The organism is Pseudoxanthomonas japonensis, assembly GCF_010093445.1.
Taxonomy (GTDB): domain Bacteria; phylum Pseudomonadota; class Gammaproteobacteria; order Xanthomonadales; family Xanthomonadaceae; genus Pseudoxanthomonas_A; species Pseudoxanthomonas_A japonensis.
The window spans coordinates 1-23,242 of sequence record NZ_PDWW01000013.1 but is presented as its reverse complement, the minus strand read 5'-3'; the positions used below and the strand labels follow the sequence as shown (position 1 = coordinate 23,242).

Annotated in this window: 26 protein-coding genes and 2 tRNA genes; 5 read left to right on the top strand and 23 right to left on the bottom strand. The window is 68.0% G+C overall.

Annotation, left to right across the window (positions count from 1 at the left end; genetic code table 11):
* Window position 1: 1 nt before the first annotated feature.
* On the top strand, window positions 2-517 hold the full coding sequence (locus tag CSC78_RS10380) for a DUF411 domain-containing protein (RefSeq protein ID WP_162337875.1): 516 nt from the start codon (window positions 2-4) through the stop codon (window positions 515-517).
* Between the two features lie 54 nt (window positions 518-571).
* Here the strand turns inward: CSC78_RS10380 and CSC78_RS10375 are convergent, their stop codons facing one another.
* The 21 genes from CSC78_RS10375 to CSC78_RS10280 form a co-directional block, all read right to left on the bottom strand.
* The gene (locus tag CSC78_RS10375; protein ID WP_238391239.1) at window positions 572-1,012 is read right to left on the bottom strand and encodes an excinuclease ATPase subunit; all 441 of its coding nucleotides are present in this window, start codon (window positions 1,010-1,012) and stop codon (window positions 572-574) included.
* A gap of 103 nt (window positions 1,013-1,115) precedes the next feature.
* Window positions 1,116-1,655: a hypothetical protein gene (locus tag CSC78_RS10370; RefSeq protein ID WP_162337837.1), complete on the bottom strand. Its 540-nt coding sequence runs from the start codon at window positions 1,653-1,655 to the stop codon at window positions 1,116-1,118.
* Window positions 1,652-2,113 (bottom strand): hypothetical protein, encoded by a 462-nt coding sequence (locus CSC78_RS10365; protein ID WP_162337836.1) that lies wholly within the window; start codon window positions 2,111-2,113, stop codon window positions 1,652-1,654. The genes CSC78_RS10370 and CSC78_RS10365 overlap by 4 nt, the downstream gene beginning before the upstream one ends.
* A gap of 53 nt (window positions 2,114-2,166) precedes the next feature.
* Window positions 2,167-3,402 (bottom strand): beta-ketoacyl-ACP synthase, encoded by a 1,236-nt coding sequence (locus tag CSC78_RS10360; protein WP_162337835.1) that lies wholly within the window; start codon window positions 3,400-3,402, stop codon window positions 2,167-2,169.
* Entirely contained in the window at window positions 3,399-4,133 is a 735-nt protein-coding gene (fabG, locus tag CSC78_RS10355; protein ID WP_162337834.1) for a 3-oxoacyl-ACP reductase FabG, read from the bottom strand. The genes CSC78_RS10360 and fabG overlap by 4 nt, the downstream gene beginning before the upstream one ends.
* Complete coding sequence (locus tag CSC78_RS10350; RefSeq protein WP_162337833.1) at window positions 4,130-4,585, bottom strand: ApeP family dehydratase; 456 nt, start codon at window positions 4,583-4,585, stop codon at window positions 4,130-4,132. The genes fabG and CSC78_RS10350 overlap by 4 nt, the downstream gene beginning before the upstream one ends.
* The gene (locus tag CSC78_RS10345) at window positions 4,585-5,775 is read right to left on the bottom strand and encodes a beta-ketoacyl-ACP synthase (protein ID WP_202924161.1); all 1,191 of its coding nucleotides are present in this window, start codon (window positions 5,773-5,775) and stop codon (window positions 4,585-4,587) included. Before CSC78_RS10345 ends, CSC78_RS10350 begins: the two co-directional genes overlap by 1 nt.
* A complete protein-coding gene (locus CSC78_RS18860; RefSeq protein WP_202924160.1) occupies window positions 5,772-6,317 on the bottom strand; it encodes a DUF3261 domain-containing protein in 546 nt (181 codons plus the stop codon). Before CSC78_RS18860 ends, CSC78_RS10345 begins: the two co-directional genes overlap by 4 nt.
* Window positions 6,305-7,537: an NAD(P)/FAD-dependent oxidoreductase gene (locus CSC78_RS10340; protein ID WP_162337831.1), complete on the bottom strand. Its 1,233-nt coding sequence runs from the start codon at window positions 7,535-7,537 to the stop codon at window positions 6,305-6,307. Before CSC78_RS10340 ends, CSC78_RS18860 begins: the two co-directional genes overlap by 13 nt.
* Entirely contained in the window at window positions 7,534-9,900 is a 2,367-nt protein-coding gene (locus CSC78_RS10335; RefSeq protein ID WP_238391238.1) for an MMPL family transporter, read from the bottom strand. The genes CSC78_RS10340 and CSC78_RS10335 overlap by 4 nt, the downstream gene beginning before the upstream one ends.
* Window positions 9,893-10,519: an outer membrane lipoprotein carrier protein LolA gene (locus CSC78_RS10330; RefSeq protein ID WP_162337829.1), complete on the bottom strand. Its 627-nt coding sequence runs from the start codon at window positions 10,517-10,519 to the stop codon at window positions 9,893-9,895. Before CSC78_RS10330 ends, CSC78_RS10335 begins: the two co-directional genes overlap by 8 nt.
* A complete protein-coding gene (locus CSC78_RS10325; protein WP_379608875.1) occupies window positions 10,516-10,944 on the bottom strand; it encodes an acyl-CoA thioesterase in 429 nt (142 codons plus the stop codon). The genes CSC78_RS10330 and CSC78_RS10325 overlap by 4 nt, the downstream gene beginning before the upstream one ends.
* Window positions 10,934-12,475, bottom strand: coding sequence for an HAL/PAL/TAL family ammonia-lyase (locus CSC78_RS10320; RefSeq protein ID WP_162337827.1), 1,542 nt, complete (start codon window positions 12,473-12,475; stop codon window positions 10,934-10,936). The genes CSC78_RS10325 and CSC78_RS10320 overlap by 11 nt, the downstream gene beginning before the upstream one ends.
* On the bottom strand, window positions 12,468-13,412 hold the full coding sequence (locus CSC78_RS10315; protein ID WP_162337826.1) for an LpxL/LpxP family acyltransferase: 945 nt from the start codon (window positions 13,410-13,412) through the stop codon (window positions 12,468-12,470). The genes CSC78_RS10320 and CSC78_RS10315 overlap by 8 nt, the downstream gene beginning before the upstream one ends.
* Entirely contained in the window at window positions 13,409-14,188 is a 780-nt protein-coding gene (locus CSC78_RS10310; protein WP_162337825.1) for a glycosyltransferase family 2 protein, read from the bottom strand. The genes CSC78_RS10315 and CSC78_RS10310 overlap by 4 nt, the downstream gene beginning before the upstream one ends.
* Entirely contained in the window at window positions 14,178-15,863 is a 1,686-nt protein-coding gene (locus CSC78_RS10305; RefSeq protein ID WP_162337824.1) for an AMP-binding protein, read from the bottom strand. The genes CSC78_RS10310 and CSC78_RS10305 overlap by 11 nt, the downstream gene beginning before the upstream one ends.
* Window positions 15,856-16,407 carry a COG4648 family protein gene (locus tag CSC78_RS10300; RefSeq protein ID WP_162337823.1) on the bottom strand — a complete coding sequence of 184 codons (552 nt, stop codon included), beginning with the start codon at window positions 16,405-16,407 and terminating at the stop codon, window positions 15,856-15,858. The genes CSC78_RS10305 and CSC78_RS10300 overlap by 8 nt, the downstream gene beginning before the upstream one ends.
* Window positions 16,408-16,423: 16 nt before the next feature.
* Entirely contained in the window at window positions 16,424-16,678 is a 255-nt protein-coding gene (locus CSC78_RS10295; RefSeq protein WP_142124725.1) for an acyl carrier protein, read from the bottom strand.
* Window positions 16,679-16,701: 23 nt separating this feature from the next.
* Window positions 16,702-16,962 (bottom strand): phosphopantetheine-binding protein, encoded by a 261-nt coding sequence (locus CSC78_RS10290; RefSeq protein WP_162337822.1) that lies wholly within the window; start codon window positions 16,960-16,962, stop codon window positions 16,702-16,704.
* Entirely contained in the window at window positions 16,949-17,746 is a 798-nt protein-coding gene (locus CSC78_RS10285) for a lysophospholipid acyltransferase family protein (RefSeq protein WP_162337821.1), read from the bottom strand. The genes CSC78_RS10290 and CSC78_RS10285 overlap by 14 nt, the downstream gene beginning before the upstream one ends.
* The gene (locus tag CSC78_RS10280) at window positions 17,739-18,473 is read right to left on the bottom strand and encodes a beta-ketoacyl synthase chain length factor (RefSeq protein ID WP_162337820.1); all 735 of its coding nucleotides are present in this window, start codon (window positions 18,471-18,473) and stop codon (window positions 17,739-17,741) included. The genes CSC78_RS10285 and CSC78_RS10280 overlap by 8 nt, the downstream gene beginning before the upstream one ends.
* Window positions 18,474-18,612: 139 nt before the next feature.
* On the opposite strand from CSC78_RS10280, the gene CSC78_RS10275 reads away from it, so the two are divergent.
* The 3 genes from CSC78_RS10275 to CSC78_RS10265 all read left to right on the top strand — a co-directional run bounded on the left by CSC78_RS10275 (window position 18,613) and on the right by CSC78_RS10265 (window position 19,179).
* Window positions 18,613-18,688 (top strand) — tRNA-Ala (locus tag CSC78_RS10275).
* Window positions 18,689-18,739: 51 nt separating this feature from the next.
* A tRNA-Glu gene (locus tag CSC78_RS10270) sits at window positions 18,740-18,815 on the top strand.
* Between the two features lie 136 nt (window positions 18,816-18,951).
* Window positions 18,952-19,179: a hypothetical protein gene (locus tag CSC78_RS10265; RefSeq protein ID WP_162337819.1), complete on the top strand. Its 228-nt coding sequence runs from the start codon at window positions 18,952-18,954 to the stop codon at window positions 19,177-19,179.
* A 21-nt stretch (window positions 19,180-19,200) separates the two neighbouring features.
* On the opposite strand, the gene CSC78_RS10260 is transcribed toward CSC78_RS10265, so the two are convergent.
* Window positions 19,201-19,683 carry a DUF1249 domain-containing protein gene (locus CSC78_RS10260; RefSeq protein WP_162337818.1) on the bottom strand — a complete coding sequence of 161 codons (483 nt, stop codon included), beginning with the start codon at window positions 19,681-19,683 and terminating at the stop codon, window positions 19,201-19,203.
* 116 nt (window positions 19,684-19,799) lie between these two features.
* The gene (gene ppsR / locus CSC78_RS10255; RefSeq protein ID WP_162337817.1) at window positions 19,800-20,621 is read right to left on the bottom strand and encodes a posphoenolpyruvate synthetase regulatory kinase/phosphorylase PpsR; all 822 of its coding nucleotides are present in this window, start codon (window positions 20,619-20,621) and stop codon (window positions 19,800-19,802) included.
* 154 nt (window positions 20,622-20,775) lie between these two features.
* Between ppsR and ppsA the strand changes: the two genes are divergently transcribed.
* Window positions 20,776-23,148, top strand: a complete 2,373-nt coding sequence (ppsA, locus tag CSC78_RS10250) for a phosphoenolpyruvate synthase (RefSeq protein WP_162337816.1) — start codon at window positions 20,776-20,778, stop codon at window positions 23,146-23,148.
* Window positions 23,149-23,242: the final 94 nt, after the last annotated feature.

Sequence of the window (23,242 nt, the reverse complement as noted above, 5' to 3'; positions counted from 1 at the left end):
CATGCGATATCGCACTCCCCTGCTCCGCGGCGCCTCGGCCGTGCTGGTCGCGGCGCTCGCCTCCGCGTGCACGCAGGCGGTTCCATCACCTGTGAGTGCTGCCCTGGCCGCACCGACGACGAAGGCCACCGAAACCCTGCCGCGCATCACCGTGCACCGCGATGCGTATTGCGGGTGCTGCCACCTGTGGGTGGAACACCTGCGAGAAGGAGGCTTCGAGGTGGACGACCGCGTCGAGGACGACATGGGCTTGGTGAAGCAGCGTCTGGGCATCGCGCCGGCGCATGCGTCCTGCCACACCGCCGAAGTCGGCGGCTACGTGGTGGAGGGCCATGTGCCGGCGTCCGACATCCGCCGGCTGCTGAGGGAACGGCCGACAGTCCACGGCCTCGTCCTGCCGGGCATGCCGATGGGTTCACCTGGCATGGAGGTCGAGGGCGTCGAGGCCGAGGCATACACCGTGCTCAAGTTAGATCACGACGGCACGACGTCTACCTACGCGCAGCACCAACCATGAACCGCTGAAACGCATGCGGCCGCCCGAAGGCGGCCGCACCGGAATCCCATTCGCTTACTTGACCTTGGCGTAGGTCGCCTTGAACGCGACGCCGCTCATGATGCCGCCCGCATGGCACTCATAGTTGGTGGCGCTGCGGAACTCCTTCTTCTTGAAGTAGCTGACGATGTCGATGACCGCGTTGGCGCCGCGGTCCTTGGCGCCTTCCTGCAACGCCTTCAGCGCCGACAGCGCCACCCAGCGGCAGGACTCGGCATCGGACTTGCCCACGCCATTGGTCTTCTTGTTGGTGACGTCCTCGCCGAAACGGGACACCACGGCCGGCGTCTTCTGGCCGGCAAGGTAGAAGCGCACGCTGCCATCGATGCCGGCGGCCTTCGCTTCGGGCGAGTTGATCAGGTCCTGCAGCGGCAGTTCGAGGCGCGTGTCGGCGGCGAACGCCGGGGCGGCGGCCAGCATCAGGCAGGTCACACCGGTGGTCAGAAGTCGTTTCAAGGTCTAGCTCCTGGGGGATGGGCGGCCGGGCCGCTGAAGATGGAAGCTTGCCAACCCGGATGTTCGGGCGGCGTGGAGGACCGCATCGACGCCATCGCAGGCGTCACTGGATGGGCGGAACATCCTCGTCGGGTCCGATCTCGATGGTGTTCTGCTCATCCTGGAACTGCACCCTGAAATCGCCTCGGCGCAGCCACGCTGCCGTGTCGGCGGCCAGTGCGTCGCTGATCTTGCTCAGCGACGAGCACCCACCGCGGAACATCGTCATCGTCCGCCGGTACGGCTGGAACTGGCCGATGAGCTTGCCGTCCTCGAACAGATCGGCCCGGATCACGGCCCACTTGGGACCGGAGAAACCACCGCCTTCCGCACTGCGCATGTGCATGATGCGGATACGTAGGGTACGGCCAGGCACCGTATCCAGATCCTGGTCCGTGAGTTCCACCAGTCCTTTCGAGTACTCGACCAGGTGCGCCGGCAGTTCTTCCGCCCATTCGCACTCCTTCATGAACTCCGGATACCCCGCGTAGCCATCGCGCAGTGTGATCGTGGGGCTGGTGCGGATGACATCGCCGGCAACGGCCGATGCCAGCGGTGTCGCCAGCGCCAAGGCCATCCACACGCGCATCAGTACGCGGTTCAAGGCGCCTCTTCCGGCGCCGGCGCCGTGCTCGCGGTATCGGGCTGATGGAACACCGGCGAGTTCTGGATATCGAACGCCAGGTTGCGGATCCAGCGGTTGTAGTTGCCGTGGATCTCGGGCGTGCCGCGCTTGATCTCGTAGTTCATCTCCCTGCTGGAGACGTACTCGATCTTGAAACCGTTGGCGTCGTAGCGCACCGCCACGATGACCTCGTGCGTGCGCGGCGCATAGCGCAGCGTGACCTTGCCGGGCTCGCTGTCGGTGACCGTCCAGCCTCGCGACTTTCCCGCATGGATGATCGCGGCCTTGATGCGTGCGGCCGTGGGCGCGATGCCGTTGGTGGATTCCACCTTCTCGTAAACCGGAATGACCATCGGGTCCTGCTTGCCGGCGATGGCGGGCGCACAGGCAGCGGCCAGTACGGCCGCCAACAGCAACGAAACGGAACGCTTGCTCATCCTTCCCCCTGTTGTCGTTGGAAACGCCGGTGCGGGCACCCCTGCCCGTTCGCTCACCAGCGCTTGAAGATCAGCGACGTGTTGATGCCGCCGAAAGCGAAGTTGTTGTTCATCACGTAATCGGTCTGGAGTTCACGGCCCTCACCGGTGATGTAGTCCAGGTCGGCACAACGCGGATCCCGCTCCTCCAGGTTGAGCGTGGGGGCGAACCAGCCCTCGCGCATCATCTGCAGCGTGATCCACGACTCGTAGGCACCGCAGGCGCCGAGCGTGTGGCCGACGTAGCTCTTCAGCGAACTGATCGGCATGCGGCGGCCGAACACCGCCGCGGTCGCCGCGGTCTCGGCGATGTCGCCGTGGTCGGTGGCGGTACCGTGCGCGTTAACGTAACCGATGGCGTCCGGCGAGAGCCCGGCATCCTCCAGCGCCAGCCGCATCGCCTGCGCCATCGTGTCGGCGCTCGGCTGGGTGACGTGCTGGCCGTCGCTGTTGGTCCCGTAGCCGACGATCTCGGCCAGGATGCTGGCGCCGCGCGCCTGCGCATGTTCCAGGTCCTCCAGGATCAGCGTGCACGCACCCTCGCCCAGCACCAGGCCGTCGCGGTTGGCGTCGAACGGGCGCGGCGTGAGTTCCGGCTGATGGTTGCGCACGCTGGTGGCGAACAGCGTGTCGAACACCGCCGCCGCCGTGGCATCCAGCTGCTCGGCGCCACCGGCGATCATTGCGACCTGCTTGCCGCTGCGCACCGCTTCGTAGGCACAGCCGACACCCTGGCTGCCCGACGTGCAGGCGCTCGAGGTGGTGTACACACGACCGGTCAACCCGAAGAACACCCCGATGTTCACCGGCGCGGTGTGGCTCATCATCTTCAGGTACGTGGTCGCGTTGATGCCTTCGGTGGTGAGGTTGTTGAGCATGCGACCGAAGTCGCCGACCGCCTCGTGGCTGCCCGCGGACGAACCGTATGACACGCCCACCCGCCCGCTCTTCAGTACCGGATTGCCCAGCAGGCCCGCCTGCTCCAGCGCCAGTTCGGTCGCGCGCACGGACATCAGGGCAACGCGGCCCATGCTGCGTGTGGTCTTGCGGTTGTAGTGCGATGGCAACTCGAAGGCTTCGGCCGGCGCGGCGAGGCGGGTGTTCAGCCCTTCGTACTTCGCCCAGTCGTCCATGTGGCGCACGGCATTGCGGCATTCGCGCAGGCGCAGATGCACGCTGGGCCAGTCGTGGCCGAGTGGACTGATGGTACCGGCGCCCGTCACCACCACGCGTCGATCGTTGCGACTCATCCGACCAGTCCTCCGTTGACCGAGATCACCTGGCGGGTGACGTACGACGCCTGCGGCGACATCAGGAACGACACCACCGCGGCCACTTCCTCCGGCTTGCCGACGCGCTTCATCGGAATCATCTTGAGCGCCTCGTCCACCACTTCGCCACTGACCATCTCGGTGTCGATCAGGCCTGGCGCGACACAGTTCACCGTGATCTCGCGGCTGGCCAGTTCCAGCGCCAGCGCCTTGGTCGCGCCGATGATGCCGGCCTTGGCCGCGCTGTAGTTCACCTGTCCGCGGTTGCCCACCAGGCCCGACACCGACGACAGCGTGACGATGCGGCCGGGCTTGCGCCGCCGCACCATCGGCATGACCAGCGGATTGAGGATGTTGTAGAAGCCGTCGAGGTTGGTGCGCAGCACGTCGTCCCAGTCCTCGGCGCTCATCGCCGGGAAGGCGGTGTCGCGCGCGATGCCGGCGTTGCAGACGACGCCGTGGTAGGTGCCGTGTTCGCCGATGTCCGCCTCCAGCGCATGCGCCGCGGCGGCGCGGTCGGCCACGTCGAAGGCGAGCACGCGCGCCGCGCGGCCCAGTCCGCGGATCTGGCCGGCGACGGCTTCCGCTTCGTCCACCCGGCTGCGGCAATGCACGACGACATCGAAGCCGTCCTGCGCCAGCCGCAGCGCGATCGCCCGCCCGATGCCCCGGCTCCCCCCGGTGACCAGGACCGTATTCTCTGCACTCATTCCTGCGTACTCTCCAGATAGGCCATCGCGTCCGGCGGTTCGAACACCGACACGTTGGCGGTCGCCAGTTCCTCGCCCTCCCCCAGGATGCGGCAGCGGAACATGCCCAGCCCATTGTCGCCCAGCAGCTCGCGGATCGCCTCCACCCGCAGCACGGTACCGGCCGGGAACCAGGAGGTGCGGCTCTCGTAGCGGCGGGTGCCCAGCAGGAAGCCGATCGACGGTTCGCGCCCCGCGGCCCGCGCGTGGCATCCCGCCCACGCCGCGATGGTCTGCGCCATGTATTCCACGCCGACCCAGGCCGGCACGCCTTCGGCATGGCTGAACGGTCCTTCCTCGGGAACCCGCAGCTCAACGGCCACGGTGTCCTCGTCCCAGTCCACCAGCCGGTCGACCAGGCGCATCGTCCCGCGATGCGGCACCACGCGTTCGATGTCGTACAACTCGCGCATCACTCCCCTCCGAACACCAGCACGGCATTGCTGCCGCCGAATGCGAACGACTGACTCAGCACGTGGCGCAGCGGTCCGTTCGCACGATCGCCGGGCGCGACAAAGGCCAGCGGCGGCAGCGTGGGATCCGACGCCCCGTCCCACCAGTGCGGCGGCAGGCGATGCTCGGGATTGTCGGTCATCGCCAGCCAGCAGATACCCGCCTCGACCGCACCGGCCGCGCCCAGCGTGTGGCCGGTCAATGGCTTGGTGGAACTGACCGGCACGGCGCCGCCCAGTGCCGTCGTCACCGCCCGGCTCTCCATCGCATCGTTCTGCGGCGTAGCCGTGCCGTGCAGGTTCACGTAGTCGATCTGCGCCGGCGACAGTCCCGCCCGCGCCAGCGCCAGGCGGATGGCTTCAATGGCACCGATGCCCTGCGGTTCGGGTGCGGAGATGTGGTGCGCATCCGCGGTTTCGCCCCACCCTGCCAGCCGCACCGCGCCGGGTGCGCGCGTCATCAGGAACAGGGACGCGCCTTCGCCGATGTTGATGCCGTGGCGGTGCGCGGAGAACGGATTGCAGCGCTCGGCCGAGACCGACTCCAGCGCCATGAACCCGCGCACGGTGAACTCGCACAGCGAATCGGCACCCCCGGTGATGACCGCATCGACCAGGCCGGCGCGCAGCAGGCGGGCGGCGGACGCCATCGCCTTCGCGCTGGAGGAACAGGCCGTGGAAATCGTCCAGGCCGGCCCACGGGCGCCGGACTCGGCGGCGAGGAAGCGCGAGGGCGCGCCGATTTCCTGCTGCACGTAGTGGAAGCCTGCGGGCCACCCGCGGTGCTGCTGCCAGTGCGCCATCGCCCGCTCGGCTTCGCCGATGCCCGAGGTGCTGGTGCCCACCACGATGGCGACGCGCGCAGGGCTATACCGTTCGATGGCCTGCTGCACGGGGTCGTGGATCTGCAGGTAGGCCGCGCGCAGCAGCGCGTTGTTGCGGCCACGCAGCTGCACGGGATGGTGGTCGAGCGAGGGCAGCCCATCGGCCACCTTGCCCAATGCCAGCGCATGTCCGGGCACGAGCGTGTCGTCGACGGCCACACCCCCCGGCGCATCGTCGCGGAAGAGCGCCGTGCGCACCGAGGCGATGTCCCCGCCGAGCGCACAGACGATGCCCAGGTGATTCAGAAAGATCGGCGCGTCGCTCACGGGTCCTGGACTCCGCCAGCCACCGATTCGATCGTCAGCTCGTAGTCGTCGGCGCCATTGCGGACACGCAGTGTGCCGGCATCCACCTGCTCGCGCTGCAGCCAGACCTGGCCGTTCCTGCGCAGCTCCCGGAACGCGCCGCGCTCGACCAGTTCCCAGTCCGCAGGGAGGGCGGCGCGGATGGCATCCGCGGGCCACAGGCTGAACTGCACATCGTCGAGGACGCGCTCGCCACGCACCGCAGCGGGCAGCCACGGCGCGCGCTGCTCTGCCAGATGCTTGCCATCCCATTGCAGGCTCACGCCGGTCCGGCCCATCGCCTGCACGGCCAGCCGCACCTCGCTCGCGTCGACTTCGAGCAGTGCATCCAGCTCACGCAGGTGCGTGCCGAAGCGGAACGCCAGCCGCTGCTGCACGGCCAGTTCATGGCCCAGCGCGGACGGTGCCAGGCGCAACGCAGGCAGCTCGACCGCCGGCCTGGCCGGCCGCGTCGCGCACGCGGCCAGCAGTACGCACAGCAACAGGACGATCAGCCGCTGCACAGCTGCTCCAGCACCTGCAGGCGGCGCTGCGTATCGGCGACGTAGGGATTCTTCTTGTCCCACGCATAGCCGGCCAGTATCGAACAGATCATGCGGCGGATGTCGGGCTGCGGATCGGGATGGAAGATGATCTTCTGGAACCCCCCCGCGTACCACGACTCCACGAAACGGCGGAACGTCTGCACGCCGCCACGCAGCGGTACCGAATAGTCGGCTTCCCAGTCCACGGTTTCGCCGGCGTAGTGCCGGCGCAGGCATTCGCTCGCCAGCTGCGCCGACTTGAACGCGATGGTCACGCCCGACGAGAACACCGGGTCGAGGAACTCGCCGGCATTGCCGAGCAGCGCATACCCCGGCCCCCACAGCGAGGACACGTTCGCGGAGTACCCGGTGATCTGCCGTACCGGCAGCACCGCCCACTCCGCATTCTTCAGCAGGCGCGTGAGGTTGGGGTCTTCGCCGACGATCGCCTGCAGCCGCTCCAGATCGGTGCCCTGGTAGCGGTTGAGGAAGTCCATCTCGGCGACCACGCCCAGCGAGCAGCAGCCATTGGAGAACGGGATGGTCCAGTACCACACGTCGACATGCTCGGGATGCGTGGTGATCAGGATCTTGTTGCGGTCGAAGCCGGCGTCGTGCGGGATGTGGTCGCGCACATGGGTGAAGATCGCACCGCGCACCGGGAAGTTCGACGGCGACTCCAGCTTCAGCAGGCGCGGCAGCAACCGCCCGAAGCCGCTGGCATCGAGCATGAAGTCCGCTTCGATAACGTACTCCTCCCCTTCCGGCGAGCGCACGGTCACGCGCGGCGTGTCGCCCGGTTCGGCCGAGAGCACCTCATGGCGGTAACGCACTTCCGCGCCCATGCGCTCGGCGCCTTTCGCCAGCACATGGTCGAAGTCGGCGCGTTGCACCTGGTAGGTCGTACCCCAGCCCTGCGAGAACTTGTCGCGGAAATCGAACTCCGTGGTGCGCTCGCCGCGCACGAAGGCTGCGCCGTTCTTGTACTGGAAGCCGGCCTGCACCACGTCCTGCAGCAGGCCTGCCGCCTCGATGTAATCCATGCTCTGCGGCAGCAGGCTCTCGCCGATGGAGAAGCGCGGAAACTGCTCGCGCTCGACGATCAGGACCTTGCGCCCCTGCTGCCGCAGCATTGCCGCGGCCACAGACCCGGCCGGGCCGGCGCCGATGATCAGGATGTCGGTGCGTTCGGTTTTCATGCAGCGGTGTTTCCATGCGAGGAGGAGTCATCCGGCGGGGGCCGGAACAGGGGCGACAGCAACCAGACCAGGCCTATGCCGAACAGCAGGGTCAGCCCGAACGCGCGCAACGCCGGTGTGGCCGACAGACCCAGCAGGCCGAACGAGAGCCAGGTGCTCGCCGCGCCGACGCAGACCGCCAACCACGCGCTGGCATCGCCACGGTGTTCGACCAGGAAGATCCCGTAGTCGATGCCCATGCCGAGCAGCAGCATCAGCGCCAGCACGTTGAACAGCTGCAACGGCTGGCCGAGCCAGCCCAGCAAAGAGATGGTCAGCACGCCTGCCAGCAAGGTGGGCGTGATCACCCGCCAGGCCTGGGCGCGGTAGCGGATTGCCAGCACGGCGAACACCACCGCGACGCCGGCCAGCAGCAGCCACGACATCATGTGGCGGTAGTGCGTGAGCAGGCGTGAAATGTCCGCGGTGCGGTCGACCCAGCGCACGCCGTCCAGGCCGTCGGCCTGCGCGGCGAACGTGGCCAGCGCGTCCGGGCGCGACAGGTCGTTGACCATCACCACCGACGCCATGCCCTGCCCCACCTGTCCCAGCCAGAGATGGCGTACGGGCAGCGACGCGGGGGATGCGAGGAAGGCGTCGATCTCCATCGCAGAGGCAGCGAACGCGCCACGCGCCAGCGACTCGCCGGTGGCGGCCGACAAGCGCTCCATTACTTCCTGCTCGACGCGCGCGGTCAACGCAGCATCGGCCGCCTGCTGACGCTGCGAAGGCAGCCAGTCGCTCAGTGCGCGATGACCACCCACCTGTCCCTTGGCCTCGGCACGGCGCAAGCGTTCGATCAGCTGCTCTTCACGCTGCAGGACCTGCTCCGCATCGCGACCCTGCACCAGAAAGAACTGCGCCGGGCTGGGCATGCCCAGCAGCCGACCGACATCGCGCTGCTGCGCGATCAGTTCCGGCGGCGACGATTGCAGGCCGCGCAGGTCGTCGTTGCCCTGCACGCGCATCAGGCCTGGCACGACAATGACCAGTACCACCACGGCGAGCACGATGCCGGCGCGACGCGTTGCCAGCCGCGGCCAGCGCGCCAGCGTGCCGCCCAGCCAGCGCGAGAACCCGGTCGTTCGGACCTGCCCGCCATCGAGCCAGGGGAAGAAGAAGATCACCGTCAGGAACGCCGCCGTCAGTCCGACCACGGAGAACAGCGCCATCTGCCGCAGGCCGGGAAACGGCGCCAGACCCAGCGCCAGGTAGGCCATGGCGCTGGTCAGCAGCGCCAACCACAGGCCGGGCAGCAGGTGCCGCAGCAGCGACCACCGTCGCTCGCTGGCCACACCCTGGCGCGAGGCGAACCAGTGGATGCCATAGTCCTCCGCCACACCCACCAGACTGGCACCGAAGATCAGCGTGAGCAGATGGATCTTGCCGAACACCAGCACCGTCACCGTCAGCGCGACCGCGCAGCCGACCAGCAGCGACACCGCCACCAGCAGCAGCGGACGCAGCGAGCGGAACGCCAGCCAGACCAGCAGCAGGACGGCCGCCAGCGATCCCCAGCCGATGGTGTTCACCTCGCGGTTCGCCTGTACCGCCGCGGATTCCGCATGCAGGGGAACGCCCGCGTTCAATACGCGGAGATCGGGAGCGGCGGCCTTCGCCGCCGCCGTCGCGCCATCCAGCACGTCCTGAAGATGCCGTTCGCCGTCCAGCCGGAACGCGGATCCTTTCAGGGTGTACTGCATCACCGCCCAGTGGCGGCCCTCGGCCTGCAGCAGGCCGTCACCGTCCAGTGCCATGCCGGAGGCAGCGGCCTGCGCCTGCCACCACTGCGGCCACAGTCCGAGCGGATCGCTGCGCCACTCGGTGAGGCGTGGTGCGCCCATCGGGCCGTACAGCGCCGCCAGCGCGGACTCCGCCAGTGCGTCGGACGAGGTTGTTTCGAGCGCTTCGCGCTGTGCCGGTGTCAGCAGGCGATCCCGGTGAGGCGCCAGGGCGTCACGCGCCTGGGCGAACCAGTCTTCCGGCGAGCCCGTCGTCGCCAGCATGGCCTGCGCGGCCGGGGTCGCCAGCGCCCCCGCGAACACCTGCCGTGCCTTCAGCGCGGACTCGGCGTCCTCCGCGCCCAGCATCACCACGACATCGCGTGAACTGTTGTCGGCGATGCGCCGGGTGGCATCGGCCACCGTGGGATCGCCCGCTTCCCGCGGCAGCAGCGCCAGCACGTCGCTGTCGATGCGTGGCGCCTGCCAGAACTGCCATTGGTGCCAAGCCACTGCGACCAACACCAGCAGCCACGCGAGCGCGAGCCATCGCCAGCCACGCAATGGATGGCCCGACGTTGCGGGAAGTGCAGGATCAGTCAAACCGGGCCGCCTCGTCGCGCGACAGCGCGGCCGGCGCTTCGCTGATGCCGCTGAAGCGCAGGCGGGTGAGGTCGCCATTGGCTTCGCGCAGCTCCACGTCGCGGACATAGCGGTCGCCGGACAACCGTACCGAGGTGAAGGCCTGCGCCAGCTGCCGCGAGCGCGGTACCAGCGTCATCTTCCAGCCACCCGCCGCCGGTTCTTCCTTCACGTCGAAGGTCGAGGTCAGCGCTTTCATGTCGCCGCTCATCAGCGCGAACATCATCGCGTTGACGCTGCGCAGGCCGGGTTGCTGCTTGCCGTCCACTTCCACCCGGCGGCTGCCGTCGCGCTGGCGGCTGAGGATGCGGTCCTGGGTGATGACGATCTCCGACGGGAACGGCGCGGTGGTGGTCCACAGCACGCCCTTGTCGCGGGCGAGCAGGAAGCGGCCGTTCGAGCGCAGCGGGTTCTTGAAGCCGGCGACCTGCTTCTCCTGCGCGAACTCGCCGCGCAGCACCGGGACCTGCGCCACCTGGGCGCGCACCTGCGCAAGCGGGTCGGCCGCGGCGGCCGGCAGTACGACAACGCCTGCAACAGCGAGCACGAGAACGGACATGAGTCCGCGGATCGTCTTCATGGTGTATCGACTCCCAGCCGCTCCCAGAGCACCGGCGGGCACAGATACCGCATCTCGCCTGAAGCGGCGTCGACCGCGACCTGGATGGTGTGCGCACGCGTCAGCACGTCGCCGCTGGCGGCGTCGCGGATCTCGTACTCCATCTTCAGCCGGTTCTCCCACTCGCTGATGCGGGCCGCCACGATCACCGGCTGGGCGTACCGCAGCGGCCGGATGTACTTCACGCGCGTGTCGACGATCGGCCACATATAGCCGGACGCGTGCATCTGCGGGTAGTCGTAGTCGAAGCGCTGCAGCAGCGCGCAGCGCGCGATCTCCAGATACTTGAAGTAGTGCCCGTGCCAGACCACCTGCATGGCGTCGCAATCATGGAAGGCCGGACTGAGCCGGATCTCGATGGCGAAGTCGTCGCGGTCAGCCGACATAGACATCCCAGCGTCCTTCACGGATGTCGACCAGCAGCTGGCGCAGCTCGCCGTCCAGCGCGCGATCCTCTTCGACCAGCGCGATGCGCTGCTGCAGGTCGGCATACATCGCCGCCGGTCCCTCGCCCAGCGTCGACTGCAGGCCGACGCGCTCGCGCAGGGCCAGCGCCTGGCGCGCGGCGATCAGCATGCCGGCGACGACCTGTTCGGTCAGTTCGATCACGCGCAGGCAGTCGCGCGCGGCGATGGTGCCCATGCTGACCTTGTCCTGGTTGTGGCACTCGGTGGAACGGGAGAACACCGAGGCCGGCATCGTCAGCTTCAGCGCTTCCGCCGTCCATGCCGACACGCTGATCTGCAGCGCCTTCAGGCCATGGTTGATGGCCGCCCGCGGTCCGGTCGCACCGGACAGGTTCGCCGGCAGGCCATGGCTGTAGCGCGCGTCGACGATCAGCGCCAGCTGGCGGTCCAGCAGATCGGCGACGTTGGCGACGGTGTTCTTCAGCGAGTCCATTGCGAAGGCGATGTGGCCGCCGTAGAAGTGGCCGCCATGCAGGATCTGCTCGCGCTCGGGATCGATGAGCGGATTGTCGTTCGCGCTGTTGAGCTCGGTCTCGATCAGCTGGCGCAGGAACGGCAGCGCGTCCTCCAGCACGCCGATCACGTGAGGGGCGCACCGCAGCGAGTAGCGGTCCTGCAGGCGCTGCTCGTTGCGCGGTGGGCGATCACTGTGCAGGTCCTCGCGCAGCCGTTGCGCCACGCGGGACTGGCCGGGGTGCGGCTTGGCGGCGAACAGCACGGCGTCGAAGTGGTGCGCGTTGCCATCCGCCGCCAGCACGGTGAAGGCGGTCAACCGCGTGGCCAGGCGCGACAGGTACTCCGCGCGATGGAACGCCAGGCACGCCAGCGCGGTCATCACGGCCGTACCGTTCATGATCGCCAGGCCTTCCTTCGGGCGCAGCGTCAGCGGCGCCATGCCGATCTCGGCCAGCGCGTCGCGCGCCGGACGTTGCCGCCCGCCATGCATGACCTCGCGTTCGCCGCACAGCACCGCCGCCACGTAGGACAGTGGGGTCAGGTCGCCGCTGGCGCCGACCGAACCTTCGGCGGGAATCAGCGGCAGCACGTCATGGCGCAACAGCGTCGCCAGTCCTTCCAGCAGCGGCAGGCTGACACCGGACATGCCACGCACCAGCGACGCCAGCCGCGCGGCAAGCACGGCACGCGTCTCGGTTTCGTCCAGGAACCGGCCCAGGCCGCAGCCGTGGTAGGTGTACAGGTGGTGCGGCAGTTCCGCGACCAGCGCCGGCGGGATGTTCACCGTGCAGGAATCACCATAGCCGGTGGTGACGCCGTAGATGACGCCCTCTTCCTCCAGCAGCCGGCTGAGGAAGTCGGCACCACGCGCGATCCGCGCCCGGAAAGCCGGATCGTCCGACAGCACGGCCGGTGCGCGCCGCTGCGCGAGCGCGACCACGTCCTCGATGCGCAGGGGTGCGTCGCCGAACACGGGCGCCACGGGTTCATTCATTGCGGGCGTCATGCGTTACCTGATCCCAGAAGGGGTAGAAGTTGAACCAGTCGTACGGAGACAGGCGAACCTGCCGCTCCATCCATGCCGAGAACTGCGCAGCGTAGCCGGCCAGGGCTGCGTCGCGCGAGCCGCGCGGCAGCACGATGCGGTCGGCGAAGGCCTCCAGCCGCACTTCGTAACCGTCGCCATCGTGCGTGCAGGCCATGGTGAACACGGGGCAGCGCAGTGCCGATCCGAGCACGTAAGCGCCGATGGGGAACGGCGCATCGTGGCCCAGGAAAGGTGCGACAACGCTGCGCCCGCCGCGCAACGGCACGCGGTCGCCGGCGATGGCGATGAATTCCCCGCGCGTCACGCGCTCGGCCAGTTTCACCGCATCGGCCGGCCCCAGGTCGGTGACCTGCAGCAGTTCGACACGGCTGCCCGCGTCCAGGCGCCGGATCAGCCGGTTGAAGCGCTCGGCATGGGCGGTATGCACCAGTGCGGTCAGCCGGAAACCGGGGACCAGGTCGGCCATCACCTGGCACAGCTCCAGGCAGCCGAGATGTGCGGTGACGATCAGCCCGCCCTCGCCCGCCTGCACGCGCGCCAGGACGTCCTGCCTCAGCATCCGCACCTTGTCGACGGGATAGCGCTGCCCCAGCGCCAGGATCTTGTCGAGCATCGTCTCGGCGAACATCGCGAAGTGATGCAGGCTCTGCCGCATGCCGGGGCGCGGCGACGGCACGCCCTGGTACTCGTGCGCGCGTTGCAGGTACTGCAACGACGCGCGCCGCGCCGTGCCGTTGAGCAGCCAGTGGACGAAGACCACCGGATACACGCACACCCGGAACGGCCAGCGGCCCAGCCAGCGATGCACCGCGCAGAGCAGCAGGATGCCTCGGACCGACGTGGATTCGCCGATGTCGGCCCAGTGCTCGCTGCGCCCGCTCATGCCGTGGCCTCGGGTGCGCGGCGCGCGAGCAGGCGCGGCAGCCGGCGCAGCATGCCGAAGAACAGGCGCGTATGCATGCGGCTGATGCGCACGTTGTCACGCCAGACGTCGAAGTGCGACACGCCGTCGAGCGGGTACGTCACCCGCGTCGGCAGGTTGCGGACGACGATGCCACGCCAGAACAACCGCACCAGCACTTCCACGTCGAAATCCATGCGACGCCCGATGGTTTCCTCGTCGATCAGGCGCAGCACCGGCGGGAGCGGATAGACACGGAAGCCGCACATGGAATCGCGGATGGCGAACGACACCGTGTTGATCCATACCCAGACATGGGTGAGGTAACGGCCGTAGAGCCGTCCCTTCGGCACGCTCGCGTCGTACAGCGGCACGCCGCACACGACATCGGCCGGGTGCGCCTGCGCATCGGCGAGGAAGCGCGGGATGTCGGCCGGGTCGTGCTGGCCGTCGGCATCGATCTGCAGGACATGGGTATATCCGTGGCCACCCGCGTCGCGGAACCCGGCCAGCACCGCCCCGCCCTTGCCTTGGTTGACGGGCAGGCGCAGCAGTCGCACGCGCGGCGCATGCAGCGCCGTCAGCCGGTCGAGTTCGCGCGCGCACGACGCACCCGAGCCGTCGTCCACCAGCAGGCATGGCGTGCCGCTCGCCAGCACGCCCTCCACCATCGTGGCGATCGCATGCTCGTGGTCGAACACCGGGATCACCACCAGCGGGCGGAAACCGGCCGCCATCGGCGCAGGCTCATTCGCCATCGGCGAACACCACGCGACCGCTCGCATGCGCCCCGTGCACCGAGGTGTAGCGGAACACCAGCGTGCCCCGCTCCGCCTGCCAATCGAGATCCAGCCGGATCAGGTCGCCGGGACGCGCCACCCGCTGGAACTTCAAGGCCTCCATGCGCAGGAAACTCGGCGGCATGGCGAACGCTTCGCGCGCGAACTGCACCGCCCAGTCGAGCTGGGCCACACCCGGCAGGATCGCCGCCTGGGTGAAATGACCGTCGAACACCGCAAGCGACGCATCCAGCAGCAAATCGACGTGCGCCCGGCCGGATTCGCGCAGCGTCCAGTGTGGCTCGGGCCGTTCGGGACGGAACAGCGCGGTCAACGCCGCTTCGGTCACCTTGCCTTGCGCGTTGGACGGCAACGCCACCACGAAGCGCCAGCGGCGTGGACGCGTGACGGCATCCTGCGTCGCCGCCAGGTGTCGCGACAAGGACTGCGACAACGCGCGGCGCGATGCCGCATCGGCCGGCACCGGCACGCCGTCGGCCATCGCGACCACCGCTGCCAGCGCGCTGCGTGCGCCACCGAGCAGCAGCACGCGCGCATCCTTCACCGCGGGATGCGTCTCGATCTGGCGTTCGAGCGCGTCGAGCGACACGCGCCGCTCCTCGACTTTCACGATGCGGTCGGCCCGCCCCAGCAGACGGAAACCGCCGGCCGCATCGGCTTCGGCGCGGTCCTGGCTGCGCCACCACGCATCCCCGGACAGATGGTGCGAATGTACTTCGAGCACGCCGTCCTGCACGCGCCACTCGACACCGGGCAGCGGGTGCCAGACCGGCACTTCCGTCTCCCAGCGACGCCAGGCGATGCCGCCGGTCTCGCTGCTCCCGAGGATCTCGGTGGGCGGCACGCCGAGCAGGCGGGCAACCTCGTGTGCCGCCTCGGCAGGCAGCGCGCCGCCCGAGGAGAACACGGCACGCAGTTTCCCGTGCAGCGATGCCCACGACAGCTGTGCCGGCAAACGCTTCAGATGCGCGGGGCTGGCGATCAGCACCGCGTCCTGCCCGTCCATCGCCGCCAGCAGGTCTTCGGGAAAGAACGCCCGTGACACGATGGCGCGCCCGGCCGCCAGCGGCCACAGCACGCGGAACAGCAGTCCGTAGATGTGCTGGTGCGAGACGGTGCCATGCACGGCCACGCCGTCGAGCGGCGTGCCGAGCGCCGCTTCCAGCGCATGCACCTCGGCGTCGAGCTGGCGAAGCCGCTTCTCGATGGCGACCGGTTCACCGGTGCTGCCCGAGGTGAACACGACCAGGCGCGTCGTGTCGGCGTCGAGCGCCACCATCGCGGCATCGGCATCCGGCGCATGATCCGGCGCGGGCATATCGCTCTCGATCCAGTCGCCGACGAAGCCATCCACCCGCGTCCGCAGGCGCGCCTGGGTACCGGTCAACGCATCGCCGGGCAGCACCACGGTCTTGCCGGCGTGCCATGCCCCGTAAAGCGCCGCGGCGAAACGCGCGGCGTCCTCGAAATGGAGCGCCCAGGTGTCGCCGGCCCGCGCGCGGAAACTCGCCTGCCAGTGCAGAACTTCGCGATGGAAGTTCGCATGGTCCGCGGACGCGGCGCCTGCGGCGAGGAACGCGCGTCCCGGCAAGGGCCGCACGGCGACGTCGGCGAGCGCGCGCCACTCAGCCATGCCGGTACCCCGCCCTCACCCGCTGCCGCACCAGCCATTCGGCCCCGAACAGCAGACCGATCAGCGCATACGCGATCAGGCCGTTGTAGAGCGCCCAGGCGCGGTCCGACATCCACAACGCCGTGATCAGCGCGAGCGCGCCATTGAAGACGAAGAATCCGCACCACACCTGAGTGACGCGGCGCGTGTAGGCCACGCCGGCGGGCGGCAGGTCGGGCTCGGTCATGCGTGCGATGCGTTCGACCGCCGAGGGCGGGAAGACCAGGCTGGTCGCGAACACGACCAGCATCACCGCGTTGATCAGCGCCGGGTACAGCTTCAACGGCAGCGCTTCATTGAAAGCGGTGGCGAGCGCCGCCAGCAGTGCGGCGCCGGCTGCCGCGACCAGCCAGATGGCCTGCCGGGTCGCGATGGCGCGCAGCACGGCCAGGACCAGCAGCAACACCGCCAGCCAGCGCGGCTCGAAGCGGCCCATCGCCCAGTACACCACCAGGGGATACGCCACCGACAACGCCACGAAGATGGCCGCGCCTATCCGGGACACGGGAACGCGGCCGGCGTCAGGCGGCTTGGTCGCGGATCAGGCCGTACAGCACGTCCACGATGTCCTGCACCGTGCGCACCGACTTGAACGCATCCGGCTGCAGGCTGCGCCCGAGCAGCGGCTTGAGCTGCACGATCAGGTCCACCGCATCGATGCTGTCGATGTCGAGGTCGTCGTAGAGACGGGCCTCGGGCGTGATGCGCGCGGGCTCGATCTCGAAGCTGTCATGCAGGATCGTGACGATCCGGTCGAAAAGTTCGTTCTTGGTCATCTTGCCAGTCCTGCCGTCCCTGCTCAGGCCTTGCCCTGCGAGGCGACGAAATCCGCCAGGGCACGCACGCTGGCGAAATGCCGGCGGGTTTCCTGCGAGTCTGCGGAGAGTGCGACGCCGTAGCGCTTCTGCAGCGCCAGCCCCAGTTCCAGGGCGTCGATCGAGTCCAGCCCGAGACCTTCGACGAACAGCGGCGCACCGGTGTCGATGTCGTCGGGCGTGATGTCTTCCAGCGACAGCGACGAAATGATCAATTCCTTGATCTCGTGCTCAAGTGCCTGCACGCGATGGATCTCCCGCAAAGTAGTTGGCCAGATGTTCCGTGAGCCGCCGGGCTGCCAGCGCCTCTCCCCCTGCCGATGGATCTCCCCCCTCCATTCCGTTCAGGAATGGGGTGATCGGCAGGTCTTCCTGAACATCGATCACCATATGGAATCGCACCGGCGGCACACGATACCACTTCTCCCCTTTCCCCAGCGTCAGCGGCGAGCAGGATATCCGTACAGGCGTGATGTCCAGCGCGCCCCGCACGGCGATGTTCGCGGCGCCCCGTTGCAGCTTCAACGGTTGCCCCGGGGTGGTCCGCGTGCCCTCGGGGAAGATCACCAGCGCACCGCCGGCCCGCACGGCGGCGATGCAGTCCTCGACCAGGCCTGCGCCGTCGTCGTTGGCCACGTAGCCTGCCGCGCGCACCGGCCCCCGCATGAACGGATTGCGGGCCACCGCGGACTTCACCACGCAATCGGCATTCGGCAGCAGGGACACCAGCAGGACCACGTCGATCAGGGTGGGATGGTTGGCCAGCACGAGCAGGCCATCGCGCCGGAGGCGTTCACGCCCACGGACTTCGTACGTCATCAGGCCGAGGCTCCGCATCAGCTCGACGTGGGCCGAAAAGCTGGCCTGTACCACGCGTCGTGACCAGCGACGACGACGGTCCTCATCGCGGACCAGCAGGAGCATGACCGGCAGCACCACCACGCCCAGGAACAGGCCGCCCACGCCGAAGGCGAGGAAGCTCAGCCCCGTGCCGAATACGCGCCAGGCATGGTCCAGGCGATCAAGCATTTCGTCGCCAGCGCCACATCGAGCCCTCGCCCGCCAGCGTCAACTCGGATTCGCCCGACAGGAAGAAACGCAGCACTTCCAGGCCATGCGGCAAGCCGGCGACCGCGCCTTCCCCCGGACGATCCGGCGCCCACGCAAGACGGTAGGCCGGCGCGCCGGCACCCTCGGCCGCGATACGCCAGCACCAGGCGAAACCGGCATCGGGCTCATCCGCGAAATCCGCATAGACCGCGGGCAGCGGCGCGTCGTAGATCACCAGCAGCACCTCCAGCGCGCCGTCGGCGATCAGGCCGGCGGCCTCCACGCAGGCCGCTTCCACCGTCGCCATGCCACCGGCCAGCGCCGTGTAGTTGCCGCGTTCACGGCGCAGGATCGAATACAGCGCCGCGATGGCATTGTGGACCGACAGGCCGAAGGTCGTGGGCGATGGCGGCTCTTCGGCGGCCAGCGCCTCGAGCAGTTCCATCGACCGCGCCACATCGCCATGGCGCGACGCGAACACCAGCGGTATGCCGCTGTCATCGGCCTGCTGGCACCAGAATGCCGTCTGTATCGCCATGCGCCCGAGCCGCTCGATGCGCCGCCGTTGCATGGCCGGCACCTCCGCCAGCGCGGGCGTGTCGTCGCCCGCCGGCAGCCACGGCGCAGCAGCCCACGCGCGCCATGCATCGCGATCCACCAGTCCCGGCGCCCACGCCGACCACTCCTTCACTGAAAAACCGATCATTGCTGCGCGACGCCTTGCCGATTCCGGAACGGCCTATTTCAACCTGCACGCCCCGACGTTCGCCAGTCGTGAATTTTTTCGTGGCGGATGCTTGCGCATCGGAAACAGCCTAAGTATTATTCCGCTCCTGCCAGCACGTGGGGCCATAGCTCAGCTGGGAGAGCGCCTGCATGGCATGCAGGAGGTCGGCGGTTCGATCCCGCCTGGCTCCACCAACTTCCGGACAATAGGCCGTCCGGAAAGAAAACCTGGCAACACTTTCGTGCGTCCCCATCGTCTAGAGGCCTAGGACATTACCCTTTCACGGTAGCGACCGGGGTTCGAATCCCCGTGGGGACGCCAATTCTTCAGAAGGCCCGGGAAACCGGGCCTCTTTTTTTGCGCTCGCGACGGATGGTAACGCGGCTTTCGCGGGCGTTTACGCGCCACTTACCCCGGGCGGCGTAGAAGCGTCACACGCCCGGAGGAGCCCGCCGCGATGACCCACAACGCCCTCGCTGACGAACTGGTATCGCAACTTCCCATCCACCGCGACACGCGATGGACCGCGGGATCGCTTGGACTGGATGGCGCCGCCTTCGACGCGCTGGCGCAGCGCCTGCTGGAACTGGAAACCGTCGGGGCGATCGATGTGATGAACCTGTCGCGCGATGCGCATCACGGTCTACGTCGACTGAACGCGATCCGCTTCATGCGCCTCGCATGAGTCAGCACAAGGAACTGATCGTCATGCGACGTCGCGAACTGCTCCCGCAGGATGCAGGGTGGCGACGCCGTGCCCCTGCTCGGCGAGATACTCGAGCCACTTGCCAAGGAAGGTGTTCATGCGCATGCGGTGGCTGATGACCTCCGCGGGCGGCGGATACAGCCCGATCACGTCCTGCCAGCGTTTGCCGACATAGCAGTGCGTCGCTTCGGCCTGGTGCGCGTCACGGTACAGGCGGACGAACGCGGAGGGATCCGGCTCGCCGGTCAGCGGGTCGCAGATGTCGTAGGTCAGGCGCATTTCTACCGTATAGCGGTGCGTTTCGATGACCTCGAGCCGCACATCCAGCCCATCGCCGATGCTCGACACGTACGTCCCCACCTGCAGGTGTTCAGGCGCGAACAGGCGCGTGAGTCGCGCGTGGTTCTCCGCATACAGCGCCATCAACCAGCCGAAACGGCCCAATCGGGGGATGCGTGCGGTACGTGCGAGGGCCTGGGACATGGGCCGATCCTACACGGCAGATCCCCGCCGCGGCAGCATTGACGTGCTGCCGCGTGCGGCCTAAGTTAAGGATTCCCGGCGCGTCCTTTTTTCACCTGCCGCCGAGGCCCCTCGACTCAGTACATTTCCCGCTGCAGGCCCAGCGTGGACAGAACCTTGCTGGAGATTTCCTCGATCGACTTGTTGGTCGTGCTGAGGGTCGGCAGGCGCTCCACCTGGAACATCGCTTCGGCCGCTGCCACTTCGCGCTTGCAGGTCTCCATCTTCGCGTAGCCGGAGTTCGGCCGGCGTTCCTGCCTGATCTGGTGCAAGCGCTCCGGATCGATGGTCAGCGCGAACAGCTTGCGCCGGTATGGACGCAGGCGGGCCGGCAGGCGGTCGGTCTCCAAGTCGCCGTCGGTCAACGGGTAGTTGGCCGCGCGGATGCCGTAATGCAGCGCCAGGTAGACGCAGGTCGGCGTCTTGCCGGCGCGCGACACCGCCACCAGGATCACGTCGGCCTCGTCGTAGTTCACCGCCATGCCGTCGTCGTGCGTCAGCGCGAAGTTCATCGCGTTGATGCGGCGGTGGTAGGTATCGAAATCGACCAGGCCATGCGCCTGGCCCACGCGCGACTGCCGCTGCTCGCCCAGCTCGCGTTCCAGCGGCTCGATGAACGGCGCGAACACATCCAGCATCAGCGCTCCGCTCTCGGCGATCAGCGCACTCAGCGCGGGATCGACGCAGGAACTCACCACGATCGGGCGCGCACCCATCCGCTCTCCGGTCCGGCGGATGCGGTCCGCGGCGTCCCGTGCCTTCTCCCCGTCGTCGACGAAGGACAGCCGGTCGGTCTGGAAACGCATGCCGGCGAACTGGGTCAGCAGGCTGTGGCCGATGGTCTCGGCGGTGATACCGGTGCCATCGGAGACGTAGAACACCGGGCGCAACTCAGACATGCCCGCCCCTTCCCTGCTTCACCATGGAAACCCCCGTCAGATCAAGCTTGTCTGCAATTGGTATGCACTGCATCATATCGCCTCTTTCCCCATGGACACGGCACCCCACGCCGGTGGTCATCGGCATGGCGCGGCCTGCTTCGGAGCATTGCGCTTGAACGAGAACATCCTGTGGTTGCACGAGCTGCGCCTGGCCGACCTGGCCCGCGTCGGCGGCAAGAATTCGTCGCTGGGCGAAATGATCGGCCACCTGGCCAACCTCGGCGTCTCGGTCCCGGGAGGCTATGCGACCACGGCGGAAGCCTTCAAGGCCTTCATCGCGCACAACGACCTGTCCACGCGCATCTTCGACAAGCTGGCCACGCTGGATGTCGAGGACGTGGCGGCGCTGACTGCCGCCGGCAAGGAGATCCGCGGCTGGGTGATCGACGCCCCGCTGCAGCCCGACCTGGATGCCGACATCCGCACGGCGTACGCGAAACTCTCTTCCGAGAATGGCGGCGGCGACATCGCGGTGGCCGTGCGTTCCTCGGCGACGGCCGAGGATCTGCCTGACGCCTCGTTCGCTGGCCAGCAGGAAACCTTCCTCAACGTCACCGGCGCCGACGATGTCGTGCACAAGGTGAAGGAAGTCTTCGCCAGCCTCTACAACGACCGCGCCATTGCCTACCGCGTGCACCATGGCTTCAAGCACGAGGACGTGTTCCTGTCCGCCGGCGTGCAACTGATGGTGCGCTCGGGTGTCGGCGCGTCGGGCGTGCTGTTTACGCTGGACACCGAATCGGGTTTCCGCGACGTGGTGTTCGTCACCTCCAGCTTCGGCCTCGGCGAGATGGTCGTGCAGGGTGCGGTGAATCCGGACGAGTTCTACGTCTACAAGCCCACGCTGAAGCAGGGCAAGCCGGCGATCCTGCGCCGATCGCTGGGCAGCAAGGCGCTGCGGATGGTGTATTCCGATGTGCCGGGCGAACGCGTGCGCACCGAGGACACGCCGGCGAACCTGCGCAACACCTTCTCTATCACCGACGAGGACGTGCACGAGCTGTCGAAGCAGGCGCTGGTCATCGAGCAGCACTACGGCCGTCCGATGGACATCGAGTGGGCGAAGGACGGCGTGACCGGCAAGCTGTTCATCCTGCAGGCGCGCCCCGAAACGGTGAAGTCGCGCGCCAAGGCCACGCAGATCGAGCGATATGCGCTGGAAAAGCGCGGTGAAGTGATCGCCGAAGGCCGCGCCATCGGCCAGAAGATCGGCAGCGGCGTCGCCCGCGTGGTGCGCTCGCTGGACGACATGGCGCGCGTGCAACCTGGCGACGTGCTGGTCGCCGACATGACCGACCCCGATTGGGAGCCGGTGATGAAGCGCGCCAGCGCCATCGTTACCAACCGCGGCGGCCGTACCTGCCACGCGGCCATCATCGCGCGCGAACTGGGCGTGCCGGCCGTGGTCGGCACCGGCAACGCGCTGGACCTGATCGAGGACGGCGTCGAGGTCACCGTCAGCTGCGCCGAAGGCGACACCGGCTTCATCTACGCAGGCGCCCTGCCCTTCGAACGCACGACGACCGACCTGGCCGCCATGCCGCCGGCGCCGTTGAAGATCATGATGAACGTGGCCAACCCGGAGCGCGCGTTCGATTTCGGCCAGTTGCCGAATGCCGGCATCGGCCTGGCACGCCTGGAGATGATCATCGCCAGCCACATCGGCGTGCATCCGCTGGCGCTGCTGGAGTACGACCGTCAGGAGCTCGACGTCCGCAAGAAGATCGACGCCAAGACCGCCGGCTACGCCGACCCGGTCAGCTTCTACGTGGACCGCCTGGCCGAAGGCATCGCAACGATCACCGCCTCGGTCGCGCCGCATCCGGTCATCGTGCGCCTGTCGGACTTCAAGTCGAACGAATACGCCAACCTGATCGGCGGCACGCGCTACGAACCGCATGAAGAGAATCCGATGATCGGCTTCCGCGGCGCCAGCCGCTATGTCGATCCGTCGTTCGAACCGGCGTTCGCGCTGGAATGCCAGGCCGTGCGCCGTGTGCGCGACGAGATGGGCCTGGACAACCTCTGGGTGATGATCCCCTTCGTCCGTACGCTGGAAGAAGGCCGCAAGGTGATCGAGGTGCTGGCCAAGCACGGCCTTCGCCAGGGCGAGAACGACCTGAAGATCATCATGATGTGCGAGGTGCCGTCGAACGCCCTGCTGGCCGAGGAATTCCTCGACATCTTCGACGGCTTCTCGATCGGCTCGAACGACCTGACCCAGCTGACGCTGGGCCTGGACCGCGACTCCAGCATCGTCGCCAACCTGTTCGATGAGCGGAATCCGGCCGTCAAGAAGATGCTGTCGATGGCGATCAAGGCCGCACGCAGCAAGGGCAAGTACGTCGGCATCTGCGGCCAGGGTCCCAGCGACCACCCGGACCTGGCCGAGTGGCTGATGGCCGAGGGCATCGAATCGGTGTCGCTGAATCCCGACACCGTGGTCGACACCTGGCTGAGGCTGGCGAAGACCAAGGCGGGCTGAGACGCCGGCGACCGCTTTCACGCAAAGGCAGGTACCATCCTCCCGCAAACCCGGCACGCCCCTGATGGGGCGTGCCGGGTTTGCGGGAGGATGG